The organism is Litoreibacter sp. JB4-2 (assembly GCF_055693445.1).
Window position 1 is genome coordinate 895,385 of record NZ_CM146334.1, and the last position, 16,609, is coordinate 911,993.

Annotated in this window: 14 protein-coding genes; 5 read left to right on the forward strand and 9 right to left on the reverse strand. The window is 58.6% G+C overall.

Annotated features, from left to right (window positions below):
- Window positions 1-21 precede the first annotated feature (21 nt).
- The 3 genes from ACZ1G7_RS04460 to ACZ1G7_RS04470 all read right to left on the reverse strand — a co-directional run bounded on the left by ACZ1G7_RS04460 (window position 22) and on the right by ACZ1G7_RS04470 (window position 3,666).
- Complete coding sequence (locus ACZ1G7_RS04460; protein ID WP_472662640.1) at window positions 22-564, reverse strand: 3-hydroxyanthranilate 3,4-dioxygenase; 543 nt, start codon at window positions 562-564, stop codon at window positions 22-24.
- 100 nt (window positions 565-664) lie between these two features.
- Window positions 665-1,819 carry an acetylornithine deacetylase gene (gene argE / locus ACZ1G7_RS04465; RefSeq protein WP_472662641.1) on the reverse strand — a complete coding sequence of 385 codons (1,155 nt, stop codon included), beginning with the start codon at window positions 1,817-1,819 and terminating at the stop codon, window positions 665-667.
- Complete coding sequence (locus tag ACZ1G7_RS04470) at window positions 1,819-3,666, reverse strand: ABC transporter ATP-binding protein (protein ID WP_472662642.1); 1,848 nt, start codon at window positions 3,664-3,666, stop codon at window positions 1,819-1,821. The genes argE and ACZ1G7_RS04470 overlap by 1 nt, the downstream gene beginning before the upstream one ends.
- Before the next feature lie 294 nt (window positions 3,667-3,960).
- Between ACZ1G7_RS04470 and ACZ1G7_RS04475 the strand changes: the two genes are divergently transcribed.
- The 3 genes from ACZ1G7_RS04475 to ACZ1G7_RS04485 all read left to right on the forward strand — a co-directional run bounded on the left by ACZ1G7_RS04475 (window position 3,961) and on the right by ACZ1G7_RS04485 (window position 7,693).
- Window positions 3,961-5,676, forward strand: a complete 1,716-nt coding sequence (locus tag ACZ1G7_RS04475; RefSeq protein WP_472662643.1) for a peptide ABC transporter substrate-binding protein — start codon at window positions 3,961-3,963, stop codon at window positions 5,674-5,676.
- Window positions 5,677-5,766: 90 nt separating this feature from the next.
- Window positions 5,767-6,792, forward strand: coding sequence for an ABC transporter permease (locus tag ACZ1G7_RS04480; protein WP_472662644.1), 1,026 nt, complete (start codon window positions 5,767-5,769; stop codon window positions 6,790-6,792).
- Complete coding sequence (locus tag ACZ1G7_RS04485) at window positions 6,785-7,693, forward strand: ABC transporter permease (RefSeq protein ID WP_472662645.1); 909 nt, start codon at window positions 6,785-6,787, stop codon at window positions 7,691-7,693. The genes ACZ1G7_RS04480 and ACZ1G7_RS04485 overlap by 8 nt, the downstream gene beginning before the upstream one ends.
- Window positions 7,694-7,761: 68 nt before the next feature.
- Here ACZ1G7_RS04485 and ACZ1G7_RS04490 read toward each other — a convergent pair whose 3' ends face one another.
- A complete protein-coding gene (locus ACZ1G7_RS04490; RefSeq protein ID WP_472662646.1) occupies window positions 7,762-8,046 on the reverse strand; it encodes a hypothetical protein in 285 nt (94 codons plus the stop codon).
- 214 nt (window positions 8,047-8,260) lie between these two features.
- Between ACZ1G7_RS04490 and ACZ1G7_RS04495 the strand changes: the two genes are divergently transcribed.
- Window positions 8,261-9,145, forward strand: a complete 885-nt coding sequence (locus ACZ1G7_RS04495; RefSeq protein WP_472662647.1) for a GGDEF domain-containing protein — start codon at window positions 8,261-8,263, stop codon at window positions 9,143-9,145.
- 317 nt (window positions 9,146-9,462) lie between these two features.
- Here the strand turns inward: ACZ1G7_RS04495 and ACZ1G7_RS04500 are convergent, their stop codons facing one another.
- From ACZ1G7_RS04500 to yghU, 3 genes are all read right to left on the reverse strand, one after another.
- Entirely contained in the window at window positions 9,463-10,770 is a 1,308-nt protein-coding gene (locus tag ACZ1G7_RS04500) for a DUF3422 family protein (RefSeq protein ID WP_472662648.1), read from the reverse strand.
- A 107-nt stretch (window positions 10,771-10,877) separates the two neighbouring features.
- Complete coding sequence (locus ACZ1G7_RS04505) at window positions 10,878-11,309, reverse strand: phage tail protein (RefSeq protein WP_472662649.1); 432 nt, start codon at window positions 11,307-11,309, stop codon at window positions 10,878-10,880.
- Window positions 11,310-11,342: 33 nt separating this feature from the next.
- Window positions 11,343-12,200 (reverse strand): glutathione-dependent disulfide-bond oxidoreductase, encoded by an 858-nt coding sequence (gene yghU, locus ACZ1G7_RS04510; protein WP_472662650.1) that lies wholly within the window; start codon window positions 12,198-12,200, stop codon window positions 11,343-11,345.
- A 288-nt stretch (window positions 12,201-12,488) separates the two neighbouring features.
- Between yghU and ACZ1G7_RS04515 the strand changes: the two genes are divergently transcribed.
- Entirely contained in the window at window positions 12,489-13,454 is a 966-nt protein-coding gene (locus tag ACZ1G7_RS04515; protein ID WP_472662651.1) for a type IV pili methyl-accepting chemotaxis transducer N-terminal domain-containing protein, read from the forward strand.
- Window positions 13,455-13,523: 69 nt separating this feature from the next.
- Here the strand turns inward: ACZ1G7_RS04515 and ACZ1G7_RS04520 are convergent, their stop codons facing one another.
- Together ACZ1G7_RS04520 and ACZ1G7_RS04525 are read right to left on the reverse strand one after the other, a co-directional pair.
- Window positions 13,524-14,957, reverse strand: a complete 1,434-nt coding sequence (locus ACZ1G7_RS04520) for an NAD(P)(+) transhydrogenase (Re/Si-specific) subunit beta (RefSeq protein WP_472662652.1) — start codon at window positions 14,955-14,957, stop codon at window positions 13,524-13,526.
- A gap of 12 nt (window positions 14,958-14,969) precedes the next feature.
- Window positions 14,970-16,544 carry a Re/Si-specific NAD(P)(+) transhydrogenase subunit alpha gene (locus ACZ1G7_RS04525; protein ID WP_472662653.1) on the reverse strand — a complete coding sequence of 525 codons (1,575 nt, stop codon included), beginning with the start codon at window positions 16,542-16,544 and terminating at the stop codon, window positions 14,970-14,972.
- Window positions 16,545-16,609 lie beyond the last annotated feature (65 nt).

Sequence of the window (16,609 nt, forward strand, 5' to 3'; positions counted from 1 at the left end):
CCTATTGGTATTGGTCTCGAATTACAGTTGGACCCAGCCCTCCGGCGGCTCCTTGCCCGGATGAACGGTGTTGCAGCTTGGACAGGTGCGCGCCTCGGTGGATGCGTAGAACGCCTCGTAGACCGGTGGCAGGTCCGTGACGATGGAGGTCAGCTGCATCTCGGCGCGATGCACTTTGGTCCCGCATTCAAAGCAATACCATTCGATGGCGTCAAGCTGGCCCGGCTGGCGCTTGGGCTCAATCACCAACCCGACAGACCCTTCCTGCGGGCGCTGCGGCGAGTGCCGGACATGCGGCGGCAACAGAAAAATCTCACCCTGACGGATCGGCACATCGTAAAACTCGGTCCCGTCAAACAGCTTGAGCAGCATGTCGCCCTCTAGCTGATAGAAGAACTCCTCAACCGGGTCGTCATGGTAATCCGTGCGTTTGTTTGGCCCACCCACCACGGTGACCATCAGGTCGGCATCCTCAAACACCATTTTGTTGCCAACGGGCGGCTTGAGCAGGTGACGATGTTCGTCAATCCACGACTGGAAATTGAACGCTCTCATCTTTGACATGATCCTCCTCCTCCTCTTTGGCGAAGTCTCGACGACAAAACTCAGTGCCGCAAAGAAATTGTCTGCATGTAGGTATCGGGTTTGCGAATATCAGCGCCGGTTACCCATCCGCCAAATGCGTCACCAGCTTTTCGATGAACCGCTCCCCCTGCACGAACTGATCGACTGAGATAAACTCGTTGGGTTGATGCGCCTGCGCGATGTCGCCGGGCCCGCAGATAATTGCGGAATAGGCTTCATTCTGAAATTGGCCCGCCTCTGTGCCGTAGCTGACGACATGGCTGCCATTATCGCCGGTGATCTGCCGGGTCAGCGCCTCAGCCACACCAGCGTCTTCAGGGCGCAGACCCGGCACGTGGAATCGCTGGGCGATCTCGATGCCAGCGTCGGGGTGAATGGCTTTCATCTCAGCCTCCACTTGGGCCACTTTTGCCATCAAACGCGCCTCGTATTCCGCGATGTCGTCGCTTGGGACAAGCCGGAAATCGACCGTGAAAATGCAATCCTTGGCAGTGATATTATGCGCCGTGCCGCCCTGGATCATGCCGGTATGGACGGTGGTGAATGGCGGCTCAAACTGCGCCGCGATGGGGCTTGGGGTGCGGGCGCGGATCTCCGCGTTCATCTCGTTGACCCAGGACAGCAGCTTGGCCCCTTCGAGGATGGCGGAGACGCCGGTATGCATGAGCGAGGAATGCACCTCGAACCCTTTTACATGCACATGCCAGCCATAGCCGCCCTTATGGCCCGACACGGTCTTCATCATCGACGGCTCCCCGATGATGGCGGCCTTCGCGCGCGGCAGGTGCTTGCGCATCTCGGCGATCATGAACGGGGCGCCGACGCAGCCGACCTCCTCGTCATAGCTCAGCGCGATCTGGATCGGGCGTTTGATGCCGCGTTCCAGCGCCAGCGGCACCGCCGACAGCGCGAGCGCGTCAAACCCTTTCATGTCGCAGGTGCCGCGCCCGTAAAGCTTGCCGTCCTTTTCGGTCACCGTGAACGGGTCGGTGTCCCAATCCTGCCCCTCAACCGGCACCACATCGGTGTGGCCCGACAAGATCACGCCGCCCTCTACCTCCGGGCCGACATTGGCGTAGAGATTGGCCTTGGTGCCCTCGTCATTATACACGCGCGTCGCTTTAACGCCGAACCCGTCCAGATAGTCCTCCACCCAGTCGATCAGGTCGAGATTGCTGTCTTTGCTGACGGTCGGGAACGCCACCAGCCGGTCCATGATCGCGCGTGCGTCCATCAGTACGAGCCTTTCAACACCAGATGGCCCGGCGCGACCTCGTCATAGATGCTGGGCTTGGGGTCATGGTCCAGCGCAAAGATCGGCGACGGGATTGGCTTGAAATTCAGGTCGCGGCTAATCGTCTTGTTGCGCGGGTCGGCGACGGGCACGGCGCTCATCAGCGCTTTGGTGTAGTCATGCTGCGGGTCCTCAAACACCTGCGCGCGGGTGCCGGTCTCGACAATCCGGCCCAGATACATCACCGCCACCCGGTGCGAGACGCGCTCCACCACCGCCATGTCATGGCTGATAAACACGATGGAGATGCCCAAATCGGCCTGCAGCTCCAAAAACAGGTTCAACACCTCCGCCTGCACCGACACGTCCAGCGCGCTGACCGCCTCATCAGCGATGATCAGCTTCGGGTCCAGCGCCAGCGCGCGCGCAATCGCCACCCGCTGCCGTTGCCCGCCCGACATCTCATGCGGGTAGCGGTTCAGGAAGCTTTGCGGCAGCTGCACCCGGTCAAACAGGTCCTTGACCTTTTGCTGCATCTCCCGGCCCTTCAGCGTGCCAAAATTGCGCATCGGCTCCGCCACCTGATCCATCAGCCGCATCTGCGGGTTGAGCGAGGCGAACGGGTCCTGAAACACCATCTGCATGTCGGCCCGCGCGCGGCGCAGCTTTTCGGGGGCCAGTGCGCGAATATCGACACCGTCAAGCATGATCTCGCCCGACAAAGGCTCGGTCAGGCGCAAGATCGACCGGCCCACGGTAGATTTGCCGCAGCCGCTTTCGCCCACGATGGACAGGGTCTTGCCCGCATCCACGCTGAACGACACGTCTTCCACCGCATGCACATTGGCCACCGTCCGCCGCAGCAGCCCACCCTTGACCGGGAAGCGGGTGACAAGGTTTTTGACCTCCAAAATGGGCTGCGCGTCTTTCGCGGCAGGTTTGGATGCCACGGGCGCAGGTGCGGGCGCGCCCATCAGGCGCATCGGTTCGGGGTCGGACTTGCCGGTCATCTCGCCCAGTTTCGGGACCGCCGCCAGAAGGGCTTTGGTGTAATCCTCCTGCGGGTTCTCAAAAATCTCGGTGACGGAGCCCTCTTCCACCTTATTGCCGCGAAACATCACGACGACGCGGTCGGCCATTTGCGCCACCACAGCCATGTCATGGGTAATAAACAGCACCGCCGCGCCGGTTTCGCGTTTCAGCTGATCAATCAACGCCAGAATTTCAGCCTGAATGGTCACGTCCAGCGCCGTAGTCGGCTCGTCGGCGATCAGCAAACGCGGTTCGCAGGCCAAGGCCATGGCGATCATCACGCGTTGCCGCATGCCGCCCGACAGCTCATGTGGGTATTGGTCCAAGCGGCGTTCCGGCTCGGGGATGCGCACCTTGCGCAACAGTTCCAGCACCCGGTCGGTCGCCTGCGCCTTATCCATGTCGCGGTGCAGCTGCAGCACCTCGCGCAGCTGGTCGCCAATAGTGAAGACCGGGTTGAGCGCGGTCATCGGTTCCTGGAAAATCATGCCGATCTTGTTGCCGCGCAAATGGCGCATGGCTTTCTGATCCATATGGGCCAGGTCCACCAGCCCCTGCCCGTCGCCATTATCAAACATCAAGGCGCCATTTGCGATGGTGCCGCCGCCATATTCGATCAGCCGCATCAGCGACAGCGAACTCACAGATTTGCCCGAGCCGCTTTCGCCCACAACACATAGGGTTTGCCCCGGCGCGATGTCGAAACTGATGTCATGCACGCCGGTGACAGGCCCGTCTTTGGTCTGAAAATCAACGCGCAGGTTGCGGATCGAGGCAACAGGGCTTGAGCCTGTCTCGGCGGGATTATCGAGCATTTTCAAGCCCCCTTTGCAGCAGATTTCTAAGGTGGTCTAAACCGCCCAAACGCGGGCTGCCTAACCATTAAGCAAATGCACCAGAAAACTATGGTCGTGGCCAGCGACGAATGCAACCGGCTTGAAAAGCCCTTGCAATTCAATCCCAAGCTGGTGTGTGATCTTCCAGTACCGCGCCAATCTGCTGTTTTATTAGGCGCGTCTGATCTTCATTGAACCGGGGAAAACCCGGGCGTGGCGGTCACAACCGTGGGGAGACAAACTGCCCCTGCGGAAATCAACTGGGAGTCTGACATGACAACAAAATCATTGCTATTGAGCGCCGTTGCCACGGTAGCGCTAACCCCGATGGCGTTTGCGGACGCGCATCAGGGCGAACGCGGGCGCGACGGGCAACTCAACATTATCTATTGGCAAGCGCCCTCGACGCTGAACCCGTATCTGTCGGGCGGCACGAAGGAAGTGGAAAGCGCCTCGCTGGTGCTCGAATCGCTGGGCCGGTTCACCGATACGGGCGAGCTGGTGCCATGGCTGGCGGCCGATATTCCGACCGTTGAAAATGGCGGTCTTGCTGCTGACCTAACGTCAATCACATGGACCCTGAAAGAAGGCATCATGTGGTCCGACGGCACGCCTTTGACCGCCGCTGACGCGGTCTTCACTTGGAAGTACTGCACCGACCCGGATGGCGGCTGCGCACAGTCGAGCTATTTTGACGGCGTCGAAAACATCGAAGCGGTGGACGATCTGACGATCAAGATCTCGTTCAACGCGCCCAAGCCGTTCCCCTACACCGCTTTGGTCGGCTCCGAGAGCCCGATCCTACAAGCCGCACAATTTGCTGATTGCATGGGCGCCAATGCGCCGACCTGTACGGACGCCAATTTTGGCCCCATCGGTACCGGCCCGTTTGTTGTGACCGAATTCAAAGCCAATGACGTGATCCAGTTCGCGGCCAATGAGAATTTCCGCGAAGAAGGCAAGCCTGCCTTTGCGACGGTGAACTTCAAAGGTGGCGGCGACGCGGCCTCTGCGGCACGCTCCGTTCTGGAAACGGGCGAGTATGACTACGCCTGGAACCTGCAAATTGACCCAACCGTGCTGGCCGATATGGAAAGCAAAGGCGTGGGCACTGTTGTGACCGCATTCGGCACCTCGGTGGAACGTTTGCATATCAACCAATCCAACCCAGACCCAGCACTGGGTGACGAGCGCGCAACGCTGAAGCACCCGCACCCGTTCCTGACCGACACCAGAATCGGCCAAGCCATGTCGATGGCCATCGACCGCGCCTTGCTGGTTGAAATCGGCTACGGCGCCGGTGGTCAGGTCACATGTAACGTGCTGCCCGCCCCTGCGGTCTATGCCTCCACAGCCAATGACGGCTGCAAGGTGCAAGACATTGCAGGTGCAAACGCGCTTCTGGATGAGGCTGGCATCGTCGACACCAATGGTGACGGCATTCGCGAGAAAGACGGCGTTCCTTTGAGCGTCACTTACCAGACCTCTACCAACGCCGTCCGTCAGGACACCCAAGCGCTGGTCAAGCAGTGGTGGAGCGAGATCGGCATCGAGACCGAGCTGCGCAACATCGACGCGTCGGTCTTCTTTGGCGGCGACCCGGCATCGCCCGACACGTTCCAGAAGTTCTTCGCGGATGTTGAGATGTACACCAACAACTTCGCAGGCGTTGACCCAGAGGCCTACATGGCCAACTGGCGCTGCTCGGAAATCCCTTCGCCCGACACGCAGTGGCAGGGCTCCAACATGCAGCGTTTCTGTGACCCGGCCTATGACGCCTTGGTCGACAAGCTGGCACAAACCGCAGGCATCGACGCCCGTGCTGAGATCGTGAAAGAGATGAACGACATGCTGATGGCCAGCTACTCGATCATCCCGCTGATCCACCGTGGCGGCGTCTCGGCGCATGCCAACACATTGGGCGGCGTCTTGATCTCGGACTGGGATTCAGAGCTGTGGAACATCAAAGACTGGTATTCCACCAAGTGATGTGACGATTTGGGCGGGCTCTTTGGGCCCGCCCTTTTTGCATCCGTTCCCACCCATGCTGAAAAGACCTGACCTAAGGCGTTTGCTCTTATGCTGACTTATACCATCCGCCGGCTCATCCTGACGGTGCCGACGCTTTTGTTCATTTCTTTCGTGATCTTTCTGATCGTGAAGCTGTCGCCCTCGGACCCGACGGCCAACCTGCCCCTGACCATCCCCCCCGAGGTGCGCGAGAAAATCCGCGAAAGCCTGGGCGTGAACCAACCCCTGACGGTGCAATATCTGCTCTGGCTCAAGCAGTTCTTCTGGTTGGAGCCGCGCATCGTGCTGGAGAACTGGTTCGGCTGGGATCTCGGCACCGCGGGCGAGATACGCCTGATCTCCTACCAAACCCGCTCGCCGGTGATGGACCTCATCTGGCAGCGCATGCCGCAAACGCTCTGGGTTGTGGGCACCGCCTATGTGGTCGGCATCCTGATCGCCATCCCCATCGGGATCTATTCCGCCTACAAGCAATATTCGATCTTCGACCAGGCCGGCACGTTCATCTCCATGGTCGGCTTCTCGGTGCCGCCCTTCTTCTCGGGCGTGCTGGTCATCGTGATCTTCTCCGTGCTGATCCCCACCGACAGCTTCTGGTGGCTGCCCTCCATCTACGACACCACGCATGAGGTGGTGGATTGGGAAAGCTTCAAATACCAGTTTCGCCAGATGATCATGCCGGTGATGGTGCTGGCGCTGCAGATCACGGCGCAAATCTCGCGCTTCGCCCGCGCCTCCATGCTCGACAACCTCAATCAGGACTATGTGCGCACTGCGCGGGCCAAGGGCGTGCGGGAGCGCGGCGTGGTCATGAAACACGTGTTGCGCAACTCGATGATCCCGGTGGTCACGGTGATCGCGCTGGGCATCCCCGGCATCTTCGGCGGCGCCATCATCACCGAGCAGGTGTTCAAGGTGAACGGGCTGGGACAGCTGCTCATCATCGCCATTCAGGGCGGCGACGTGCCAACGGTGCAAACCCTGACCTTCATCTTCGCGATCTTGATCGTGCTCTTCAACCTCATCGCGGACGTGCTTTACGGGCTGCTGGATCCGAGGATCAGATATGACTGACGTGACCCCCGAATTGCAAAAACCCGCCCGCAGCCAATGGTGGGACGTCTGGGCGCAGTTCCGCTCCCACAAGGGCGCGCTGATCGGCGCGGTGGTCTTCTTCGTGATCCTGTTTGGGGTGCTGATCGGGCCGTTCCTGTGGCCCTATGATGCCGCCACCATCGACATCCGCGCGCGCAATCAGGGGCCCAGCTGGGGCCACCCGATGGGCACTGATCAGCTGGGCCGCGATACGTTGGCGCGCGTGATGATCGGCGGGCGGGTGTCGCTGGCCGTGGGGCTGACCGCAATGTTAATCGCGCTGGTACTCGGTACCGGCATCGGCGTTTTGGCGGGCTATTTCAAACGGCTCGATGGCATCTTGATGCGGCTGACGGACCTGTTTCTTGCCCTGCCCCTGTTGCCGCTGCTGCTGGTCATCATCATGCTGTTTCGCGAGACCTTGTCGGCGCGGTTTGGCCCGGAGGGCGGCATTTTCATCCTGATGGTCTTCGCCATCGGGATCACCTCCTGGATGCAGACCGCGCGGATCGTGCGCGGTGATGTGCTGTCGCTGAAGGAGCGCGAATTCATGCTCGCCGCGCGCTCGATCGGCACGCCGAACGGGCGCATGATGAGCCGCCACATCCTGCCCAACGTGCTGTCGCCAATCATGGTGTCGGCCACGCTGGGCATCGCCACGGCGATCATCACGGAAAGCTCGCTCAGCTTCCTCGGGCTTGGCTTCCCGCCGGATTTCCCAACCTGGGGGCGGCTGTTGCGCGACGGCACCGACTTCCTGCAACAATACCCCGAACGCGCGATCTGGCCGGGGCTGATGATCTCGCTGGTGGTGCTGGGGGTGAACTACATGGGCGACGGGCTGCGCGACGCGCTCGACCCACGCATTCGCGGGCGCTAAACACAAAAAACCCGGCCTCCTGAGGGCCGGGTTTTTCATTGCCGTGAGTGGGCAATAACGAAGGGCTATCAGCCCTTCATTTTCTTCATGATCATGCCAACGACCATCTGAACAACCATGCCGGCGACACCGCCGCCCACAAGGTTGCCCGCCATGGCGCCGATATCCATTCCGCCCGCGGCATCGCCGCCAGCAGCGCCAAGCAAGCCGCCCAGCAATTGGCCACCAGCAACGCCACCAACGCCGCCTGAGATCAGGTTGCCGATAGCGCCCATGCTGCCGCCAGCATTGACCTTACCACCCGCCGTGCCGCCCAAGGCGCCACCTATTACCTGTGCCAAAATGGTTTCCATGAGACTTCTCCCCCTATGTTGCGTTTCCAAGCGCTTAAATAATGTGCATTTTAGGTATCGGGCGCAAGCCACTCCTTTAAGGGGAAAAAATGTCGCCAGCAGACGGGGCAAGCTCGGGCGAAGTGGCCCAGGGTTGAGGGAATATTCATCTGTCATGGCTAGAGAGGCGGCAATTGCCCCTTTGAAAGCCCCCCGCGATGAAAGCGACCCCTTCATGAAAGTCCGTCAGCTCCTGGCGGAGAAAAAGCCTGCCAAGGTCGAAAGCATCGGACCCGACGCAACCTTGCGCGAAACGGCACAGAAGCTGATCGCCTTCCGGATTGGGGCGCTGGTGATCGTGGACAGCGATGACAAGATGTTGGGCATCGTCTCTGAACGGGACCTGATCCACACGGTCGCCAATTATAGCGCGGAGGCCGTCGCGCAACCGGTCAGCACCGTGATGACCCAACGGGTGATCACCTGCGGCCCCGATGATGAAATCGCCTATGTGCTGCGTCTGATGAATTCAAACGCGATCCGCCATATGCCCATCATCGACAATGGCAAGCTGGTCGATATTGTCAGCATCCGTGAACTGACCAAAGCCTATGAGCTGCTCCAGATCGAAGCCAACACAGACCCGCTGACGGATCTGTCAAACCGTCGCCCATTCCTGAAAAGCCTTGAATCCGAATTCGCCCGCGCGCGCCGGTTCCGCCACCCGCTCACAGTTGCGATGATCGACATCGATCATTTCAAGGCGGTCAATGACACCTATGGCCATGACGCGGGCGATAAGGTTTTGCGCCTCTTGTCGGTAATGATGATCAACGAATTTCGTACCATCGAACATGTCGGCCGACTGGGCGGCGAAGAATTTGCTGTGATCTTCCCCGAAACCGATCTTGCGGGTGCCACCATCGCCTGCAACCGCCTGCTGGACCGCGTGCGCGGCACCATTATCCCTGTCGACGGCAAAAAGATCAGCATCCGCGTCAGCATCGGGCTGACCCAAGCCTCCGACGACACGCTCGACGGCCCAGCCGTGCTGAAGCGCGCTGATGAACTGCTCTATGACGCCAAACGCAGCGGCCGCGACCGACTGGTCACGGGATGATCTGACTGCGCCCCGTTGAACCGGGTCGGATCGCGGCGCATATGCGCAGGACGCCTTGGCGGTGATGGATGTGTGTTGCACAAGCAGCTTTGCGAACACGCCCAAAAACACGACCCAGAGTTGCACATGTCAAACATCGTCGCCGATGCCTGGCCCCTTCCTGCAAACGTGGCCAATCACCTCAATGACGGCAAAAGCAGCGCGTGGTGGTGAACTGGGTGTCGAGCGGTTAACAAACGGTAAATGAAAATCCGTTACCTATTTGAAAACAGAGAGTTACCAGATCCCCCGCATGCGGGGCGGCCCCTCTGAGGGCATTATTTTTCCATTTTATCGCGAATACGGCGGACCATCCACCAGACCCCAAGGATCACCAGCGGAGTCAGGATCGCCGTCAAAACCAGCTTCGACAGCCCCGCCGCCTCGCCCAGCGGCTGGGTCATATTCAGAACCAGATTGACCGCATAATAGCTGATCGCCACCACAGACAGCCCTTCCACCGTCTTTTGCAGCCGCAGCTGCAAATCGGCCCGTTTGTCCATGCTTTCCAGCAGCGCCTGGTTCTGCGCCGAGCGCTCCACATCAACCCGGGTCCGCAGCAAATCACTCGCCCGCGTCGCCCGCGCCGACATCGCCTTGATCCGTTCCTCGGTCGCAATCACGGTCCGCATCGCAGGCTCAAACCGGCGCGACATGAACTCCGCGAATTTTTGCAACCCCCGGAAGTCCGTCTCCCGCAGCACATCGATCCGCTGGCTGACAATCGCCTCATAGGCCCGCGTCGCCGCGAACCGGTAGGATGATTTGGCCGCCAATGCCTCCAGTTCCGCCGAGACCTGCAACAGCGCGTCCAACGCAGCATCAGGTGGCATAGCTTCCTTCACCGGATGGCCATTCAGCTCGCTGTTCATGTTGGTCATGATATGGGTCAGCGTCTCGTCTATCGACGTCAAATCGCGCCCCATGCCCCGCACCCGGCTGAGCCCCAACATGGACATCGTTTTATAGGTCTCGATTTCGCACACACGCTGCACGACACGTCCCAAACGCCGCGGTCCGCAATCCTTCGCAGCAAAAACAGCAAAGCGCATGTGTCCGTTTTCGTCGATGCGGAAGTCACCCGCGACCGTAACGCTATCATCCAGCATCCGCGAACAAGCCAAGCTCTCGGGCACGAACCAATCGCTCAGCACTTTAGATATCTTCTCCTCGCCCGGATGCGGCACGACCCGCACCAAAGCTGAGGTCATCCGCACGCCCGGCGCGTCTTTCAGCCAATCATCCGGGAAGGCCGCAAAGACACTGCCATCAAACGCCCGTTCGGGCACACCTTCACCAAAAAGCGTATAAGTGACAAATTCGGTGTGGCTTTCCCATTTCAGTTGGTATCGGCCCAACTGGCCAAACCAATGCGTGGCACCTGGCTTTGGATGCGGTGCGCCGTATCGATCCAGCAACGCCAGCAAGTGCGCGCGATCCGCGTCACGATCCCGCGCAGAGGCGTCAACCGGTTGTTTAATTGCGAGAAAAGCAGCGCTGCAAGGCGCTTTGAGTGAGGGGAACGGACGCGCATGCAATTCATTGGCAAGCTCGTAACGGAGCGGGTGATCTTCAATTAACGGCATGGGACCTTTTCCAAACTTGAGGCGCAACCTAGCCTCTTGCCCGGAGTTGTAAAGAGAAAATCGTTAAAAAACTGAGAGTTAGAGGTGTGCAACTGTATACCGAACCACTACGTTCGGTTGACCCGCGCGCCAGCCAGCACAACCTTTTCAATTAAGACATCCGTTTTGGATGCATCAATATCCGCAAGTGACCAAGTGATGGGACAGGCCTGTTCAACCTGCCAGCTGGCCAAAACGGCTGACGTTTCATCGCAGAGCGAGATAGTCAGCAACTTGGGTTCAATCGGCGCGGTGAATCCGTTTTCCAATATCGACTTTAACCATGCGAACACAGGATTATCGGCGTCTGCAATACTATGTTCAAGGATGATGTCCTGCCTCACATGCTTTGGCAGGCTATGAACATAGCGGTTTTCACCTCCCTCAAGGACATTTTCGACATCAAATTGGGCCTCAAGCGCGCCTACTTCCCGAAACGCGAGGCTTTCCGTGCCATCTGCAAACGCAACCATGAAGAACGGAGCTTTTGGTGTCATCATGTCGCGCTCCTTCGTGTCGCAAACAGCCTTTCTCTATTGCAGCTTATCTTGCGTTTTGGTGTCGAAATCGGTGGCGTCATGGCGTTCATGTAGCTGATCTTCGGGCGGCCCGGCTACTCGGTTGACCTTGCGCCCGCGGATAACCGCCGGGCGCGCGCCAACCTGCTCCGACCAGCGGATGACGTTTTTATAGATCCCGACATCAAGAAATTCGCCTGCATCATAGCTTTCGCCCGCGACGGTACGCCCATACCAGGGCCACGTCGCCATATCGGCAATGGTGTATTCGGAACCCGCCAAATATTCGTTTTCGGCCAAATGCCGGTCGAGCACGTCAAGCTGCCGCTTCGTCTCCATCGTAAACCGATCAATCGGGTATTGCATCTTGTAGGGCGCATAAGCGTAGAAATGGCCGAAGCCGCCGCCAAGATAAGGCGCGGAGCCTTGTAGCCAGAACAGCCAATTCATCGTCTCGGTGCGTGTCGGCAGATCCGTCGGCAAGAACGCGTTTTCAAATTTTTCAGCCAAATAAACGAGGATCGAGGCGCTTTCAAAAACCCGTAGACCAGTTGTCGTGTCCAGCATTGCCGGGATTTTCGAGTTTGGATTGATCTCGACAAAACCAGATCCGAACTGGGGCCCCTCACCAATGCGGATCAACCATGCGTCGTATTCCGCACCGCTGAAACCCAGCGCGAGAAGCTCTTCCAGCATAATTGTGACCTTGACCCCATTGGGCGTAGCTAGGGAATAAAGCTGCAACGGGTGCTTCCCTTTTGGAAGCTCTTTGTCATGCGTCGCACCCGCAATGGGGCGGTTCAGGCTGGCCCATTCGCCACCATTCCCGCTCTCCCAAGTCCAAACCTTCGGCGGAGTGTATTCGTCTTTCATCAAGTCAATCCTTGTTGGGAGCATTTGGCATTACCAGAGCCCGACCGGCACAAATGTGCAAGCCAAGTCAGCTGTGGAATTTTCGCAGGCGTGAAAACTTTTTCGTGAGTGCACATTTCTTTGGCACTGCCCTAGCGTCAACTGGAAAACCACGCAAGTTCATGGGCTTAAAACCCAAAGGTCACTCCAATCGCGAAGATTTGACGTAGTTTCAACACAATCCTTAATTAGCGCAACGATTGTTAACACCAAATGCCGAACAGGCTTCCTTCTTTGAAAGGCAATTCGATGAAAAGAGTTAAAAATGGTGTATCGAGTTTTCTATTTGTCGCCGCTGCCACTGGGTTTGCCCTAGCCGCCCACGCCTCAGAAAACGAGGAGGCTCCTCTCGCAAGCTACATTGCGGATGTGGGCGCGTCTGAGCGCGTTGAAGCCGCCGGACTTTTACGCGTCTTATCCCAAGAAACTGCCAATGCGGCTTGTCACATGGGCATGGGCGTGTCGCCCGACGAGGCCCGCAAGCTCATGGTTGAGGCCAAAGCAAAATTCACGTTGCTGCTTGATGCCCTAGAATTTGGCAATGCGACAATGAACATCAACGGCGCAGAGACACGCCGCAAAACGCTGGAAAAAATTCATGATGTGCGCGCGGCTTGGGCGCCTTTGCATGACGCAGCCGTGGTTCTTGTGGACGCGCCGCAAGACGCCGCTGCCTTGGCCTATGTCAAGGCCAACAACGAGGACGTCCTTAACGCCGCCGCATTGCTGACCAGCGAGATCGCCGGCGCCTATGCCAACCCAGCCGAGCTACTGCAAAACGACGTTTTGCTGCTTGATTTCACGGCTCGTCAGGCGATGCAAACCCAGAAAATGGGCAAGATCGCCTGCGAAATTTGGGCCGGCAACCGCAGCGATGACCGGCTTGAACTGCTGACAAGCACGATGGGTATGTATGACATCACCCTGAGCGCTCTGATCAACGGTATGCCCGCCATGGGCATTTTGGCCGCTCCAACGCCTGAGTTGGCGGCCGAGTTGGAACAAGCGAACTCAGACTGGGACCGTATCCAAGGTGACCTGAACGTCGTTTTGACAAGCGCCGAGGTGGGTGATGCCCATAAGGAAACTCTGTTCACCCATCTCAAGGACGCGATGTATCACATGCAAAAAATCGAAAAAATGTATGTGGAATATTCAAAGCACAAGTATGACGGCAAGCTGGACAGCGGCACTGAGGCCACGAAAACCAACTAAAGGCATCACACTCAAATGAAAAAGGCGGGGCCAATGCCCCGCCTTTTTTTGCGTTCTATGCAGCCCCCTTTAGTCGATCTTGGGCAGCAGCGTATCAAGGGATGCTTTCGCATCGCCATAGAACATCCGCGTGTTGTCCTTGAAGAAGAGCGGGTTTTCGATGCCCGAATAGCCGGTCCCCTGCCCACGTTTTGAGACGAAGACCTGCTTGGCCTTCCAACATTCCAGCACCGGCATGCCAGCGATGGGGCTGTTGGGATCGTCTTGGGCCGCCGGGTTCACGATATCATTGGAGCCGATGACGATCGCGACGTCCGTGTCGGGGAAGTCCTCGTTGATCTCATCCATCTCCATGACGATGTCGTAAGGCACCTTCGCCTCCGCCAGCAGCACGTTCATATGGCCGGGCAAGCGGCCCGCAACGGGGTGGATGGCGAAACGTACATTCTTGCCCTTGGCGCGCAGCTTTTTGACCAGTTCGGCCACTGCCGTTTGCGCTTGTGCAACCGCCATGCCGTAGCCGGGTATGATGATAACACTATCGGCTTCGTTCAAAGCCGTGGCCACACCGTCTGCGTCAATGGCAATCTGTTCGCCCTCTACCGCCATCTGTTCACCTGCCGGGCCGCCGAAACCGCCGAGGATGACCGACACGAAGGAACGGTTCATCGCTTTACACATGATGTAGCTGAGGATTGCCCCCGATGAGCCCACAAGCGCTCCCACCACGATCAACAGATCATTGCCGAGTGAGAAGCCGATGGCCGCCGCCGCCCAGCCTGAATAGCTGTTGAGCATAGAAACGACGACCGGCATGTCGGCGCCGCCGATGCCCATGATCAGGTGGTAGCCGATGAACAGCGCCGCCAGCGTCATGATGAAGAGCGGGAAGAAGCCGCCAGTGTTGAAGTACCAGATCAGCGTAACGAGAGAGACAGCAGCAGCTGCGATGTTGAGCATGTGGCCGCCAGGCAGTTTCGTTGCCGCGCTGTCCACTTTACCCGCCAACTTGCCATAGGCAATAACGGAGCCGGTGAATGTGACAGCACCAATGAAGATGCCCAGGAACAGCTCGACCCGCAGGATCGCAACCTCAACACCGGTTTTCTTGGCCAGAAGGGCTGCAAATGTGCCCAGGTCCTTGGTCTCATCAGCCGACAGACCCATGACGCGGTTCAGCTCAAAATGCGCAATGAAGCCCACAAAGACGGCCGCCAGACCAACGAGCGAGTGCATCGCCGCGACCAGTTCCGGCATTTGTGTCATCTGCACCTTGGTGGCCAATTGGTAGCCGATTGCACCGCCACCCGCGATCAAGACCAGCGACAAAAGCCAGAAGCCTGAGCCTGGCCCGATCAGCGTCGCGGCCACGGCAAGTGCCATACCGGCAATGCCGTACCAAACCGCGCGTTTCGCGCTTTCCTGCCCGGACAATCCGCCCAAAGACAAGATAAAGAGGATAGCCGCGACGACGTAGGCCGCTGTTGTAAATCCGAATTCCATGATCCCTACCCCTTAAGACTTCTGGAACATGGCAAGCATGCGCCGTGTGACGAGGAACCCGCCGAAGATGTTGATGCCGGTCATAAAGACCGACGCGGCGGCCAGAATGACAACGAGGAAGGACCCCGACCCGATCTGCGTCAGAGCGCCCAAAATGATGATCGAGGAGATCGCGTTCGTCACAGCCATCAACGGCGTGTGCAGCGAATGCGCCACGTTCCAGATCACCTGGAAGCCAACGAAGACGGCCAGCACGAACACGATGAAATGCTGCATGAAGCTGGCGGGTGCTACGAGCCCTACGGCCAATAGCAGCGCCGCGCCTACGGCGATAAGGGTAACTTGGGTTTTGGTCTCCGCTTTGAAAGCCGCGGTCTCATTGGCGCGAATTTCCTCAGGCGTCAGCTCTTTTGGCTTCTCCTTCGGGGCCGCAGCGGCGATTGCCGCAACCTTGGGCGGCGGGGGCGGCCAGGTGATTTCCTTGTCATGCGTCACGGTCGCGCCGCGGATCACGTCATCTTCCATATTTTGGTTGATGACCCCGTCCTTTTCAGGCGTCAGGTCTGTCAGCATGTGGCGGATGTTGTTGGCGTAAAGGCTGGAGGCCTGTGCGCCCATTCGGCTCGGGAAGTCGGTATAGCCGATGATCGTAACGCCATTGTCGGTCACGATTTTCTTGTCCATCTGGGTCAGCTTGCAGTTGCCGCCCTTTTCCGCTGCAAGATCCACGATGACCGAGCCCGGCTTCATCGCTTTGACCATATCTTCGGTCCACAGCTCAGGTGCTTCGCGGTTCGGGATCAGGGCCGTCGTGATGACAACGTCAATCTCTGGGGCCAACTCGCGGAACTTTGCCAGCTGTGCTTCGCGGAATTCGGGGCTGGAGACGGCGGCGTAGCCACCCGTCGCCGCGCCGTCTTGTTGCTCTTCTTCGAAATCAAGGAACACGAACTCGGCGCCCATGGATTCGACCTGCTCGGCCACTTCGGGGCGCACGTCAAACGCGTAGGTAATTGCGCCAAGGCTCGTGGATGTGCCGATCGCAGCAAGCCCTGCCACACCCGCGCCGACAACCAGCACTTTGGCTGGCGGCACCTTGCCCGCCGCCGTTACCTGACCAGTGAAAAAGCGGCCGAAATTGTTGCCCGCTTCGATGACCGCACGGTAGCCCGCGATATTGGCCATGGAGCTGAGCGCATCCATCTTCTGCGCGCGCGAAATACGCGGCACCATTTCCATGGCGATAACTGTCGCGCCCTTTTTGGAGGCGTCTGCGAGGCCCTTTTCATTGCCCGCCGGGTTGAAAAAGGAGATCAGTGTTTGACCGTCGCGCAGCTTTTTCATCTCCGACGCATCTGGCTGGCGCACCTTTACGACCACATCGGCCGCTTTCCACAAAGCTGCGGCGGTTTTGACCACCTCAACGCCTGCCGCCTTGTAATCCGCATCTGAGAAGCCTGCATTCGCGCCCGCGCCAGCCTCAATCATGCATTCATGGCCTAGCTTGGCGATAAACCCGGCGCTTTCTGGCGTCATTGCGACCCGGTTCTCGCCCGCAAATGTCTCTTTAGGTGCCCCTATTTTCATGTGGCCCTCCTTTTGTGGCTCAAATGAAAAATTAACTTGTACCGTTCCCCATATCGTTGCCTATC

Coding starts and splice junctions, on each gene's coding strand:
- ACZ1G7_RS04480 (WP_472662644.1), top strand. CDS start 5,767: ATGCTGACTTATACCATCCGCCGGCTCATCCTGACGGTGCCGACGCTT.
- ACZ1G7_RS04495 (WP_472662647.1), top strand. CDS start 8,261: ATGAAAGTCCGTCAGCTCCTGGCGGAGAAAAAGCCTGCCAAGGTCGAA.
- ACZ1G7_RS04475 (WP_472662643.1), top strand. CDS start 3,961: ATGACAACAAAATCATTGCTATTGAGCGCCGTTGCCACGGTAGCGCTA.
- ACZ1G7_RS04525 (WP_472662653.1), bottom strand. CDS start 16,544: ATGAAAATAGGGGCACCTAAAGAGACATTTGCGGGCGAGAACCGGGTC.
- ACZ1G7_RS04520 (WP_472662652.1), bottom strand. CDS start 14,957: ATGGAATTCGGATTTACAACAGCGGCCTACGTCGTCGCGGCTATCCTC.
- argE (WP_472662641.1), bottom strand. CDS start 1,819: ATGGACGCACGCGCGATCATGGACCGGCTGGTGGCGTTCCCGACCGTC.
- ACZ1G7_RS04490 (WP_472662646.1), bottom strand. CDS start 8,046: ATGGAAACCATTTTGGCACAGGTAATAGGTGGCGCCTTGGGCGGCACG.
- ACZ1G7_RS04505 (WP_472662649.1), bottom strand. CDS start 11,309: ATGATGACACCAAAAGCTCCGTTCTTCATGGTTGCGTTTGCAGATGGC.
- ACZ1G7_RS04515 (WP_472662651.1), top strand. CDS start 12,489: ATGAAAAGAGTTAAAAATGGTGTATCGAGTTTTCTATTTGTCGCCGCT.
- ACZ1G7_RS04485 (WP_472662645.1), top strand. CDS start 6,785: ATGACTGACGTGACCCCCGAATTGCAAAAACCCGCCCGCAGCCAATGG.
- ACZ1G7_RS04460 (WP_472662640.1), bottom strand. CDS start 564: ATGTCAAAGATGAGAGCGTTCAATTTCCAGTCGTGGATTGACGAACAT.
- ACZ1G7_RS04500 (WP_472662648.1), bottom strand. CDS start 10,770: ATGCCGTTAATTGAAGATCACCCGCTCCGTTACGAGCTTGCCAATGAA.
- yghU (WP_472662650.1), bottom strand. CDS start 12,200: ATGAAAGACGAATACACTCCGCCGAAGGTTTGGACTTGGGAGAGCGGG.
- ACZ1G7_RS04470 (WP_472662642.1), bottom strand. CDS start 3,666: ATGCTCGATAATCCCGCCGAGACAGGCTCAAGCCCTGTTGCCTCGATC.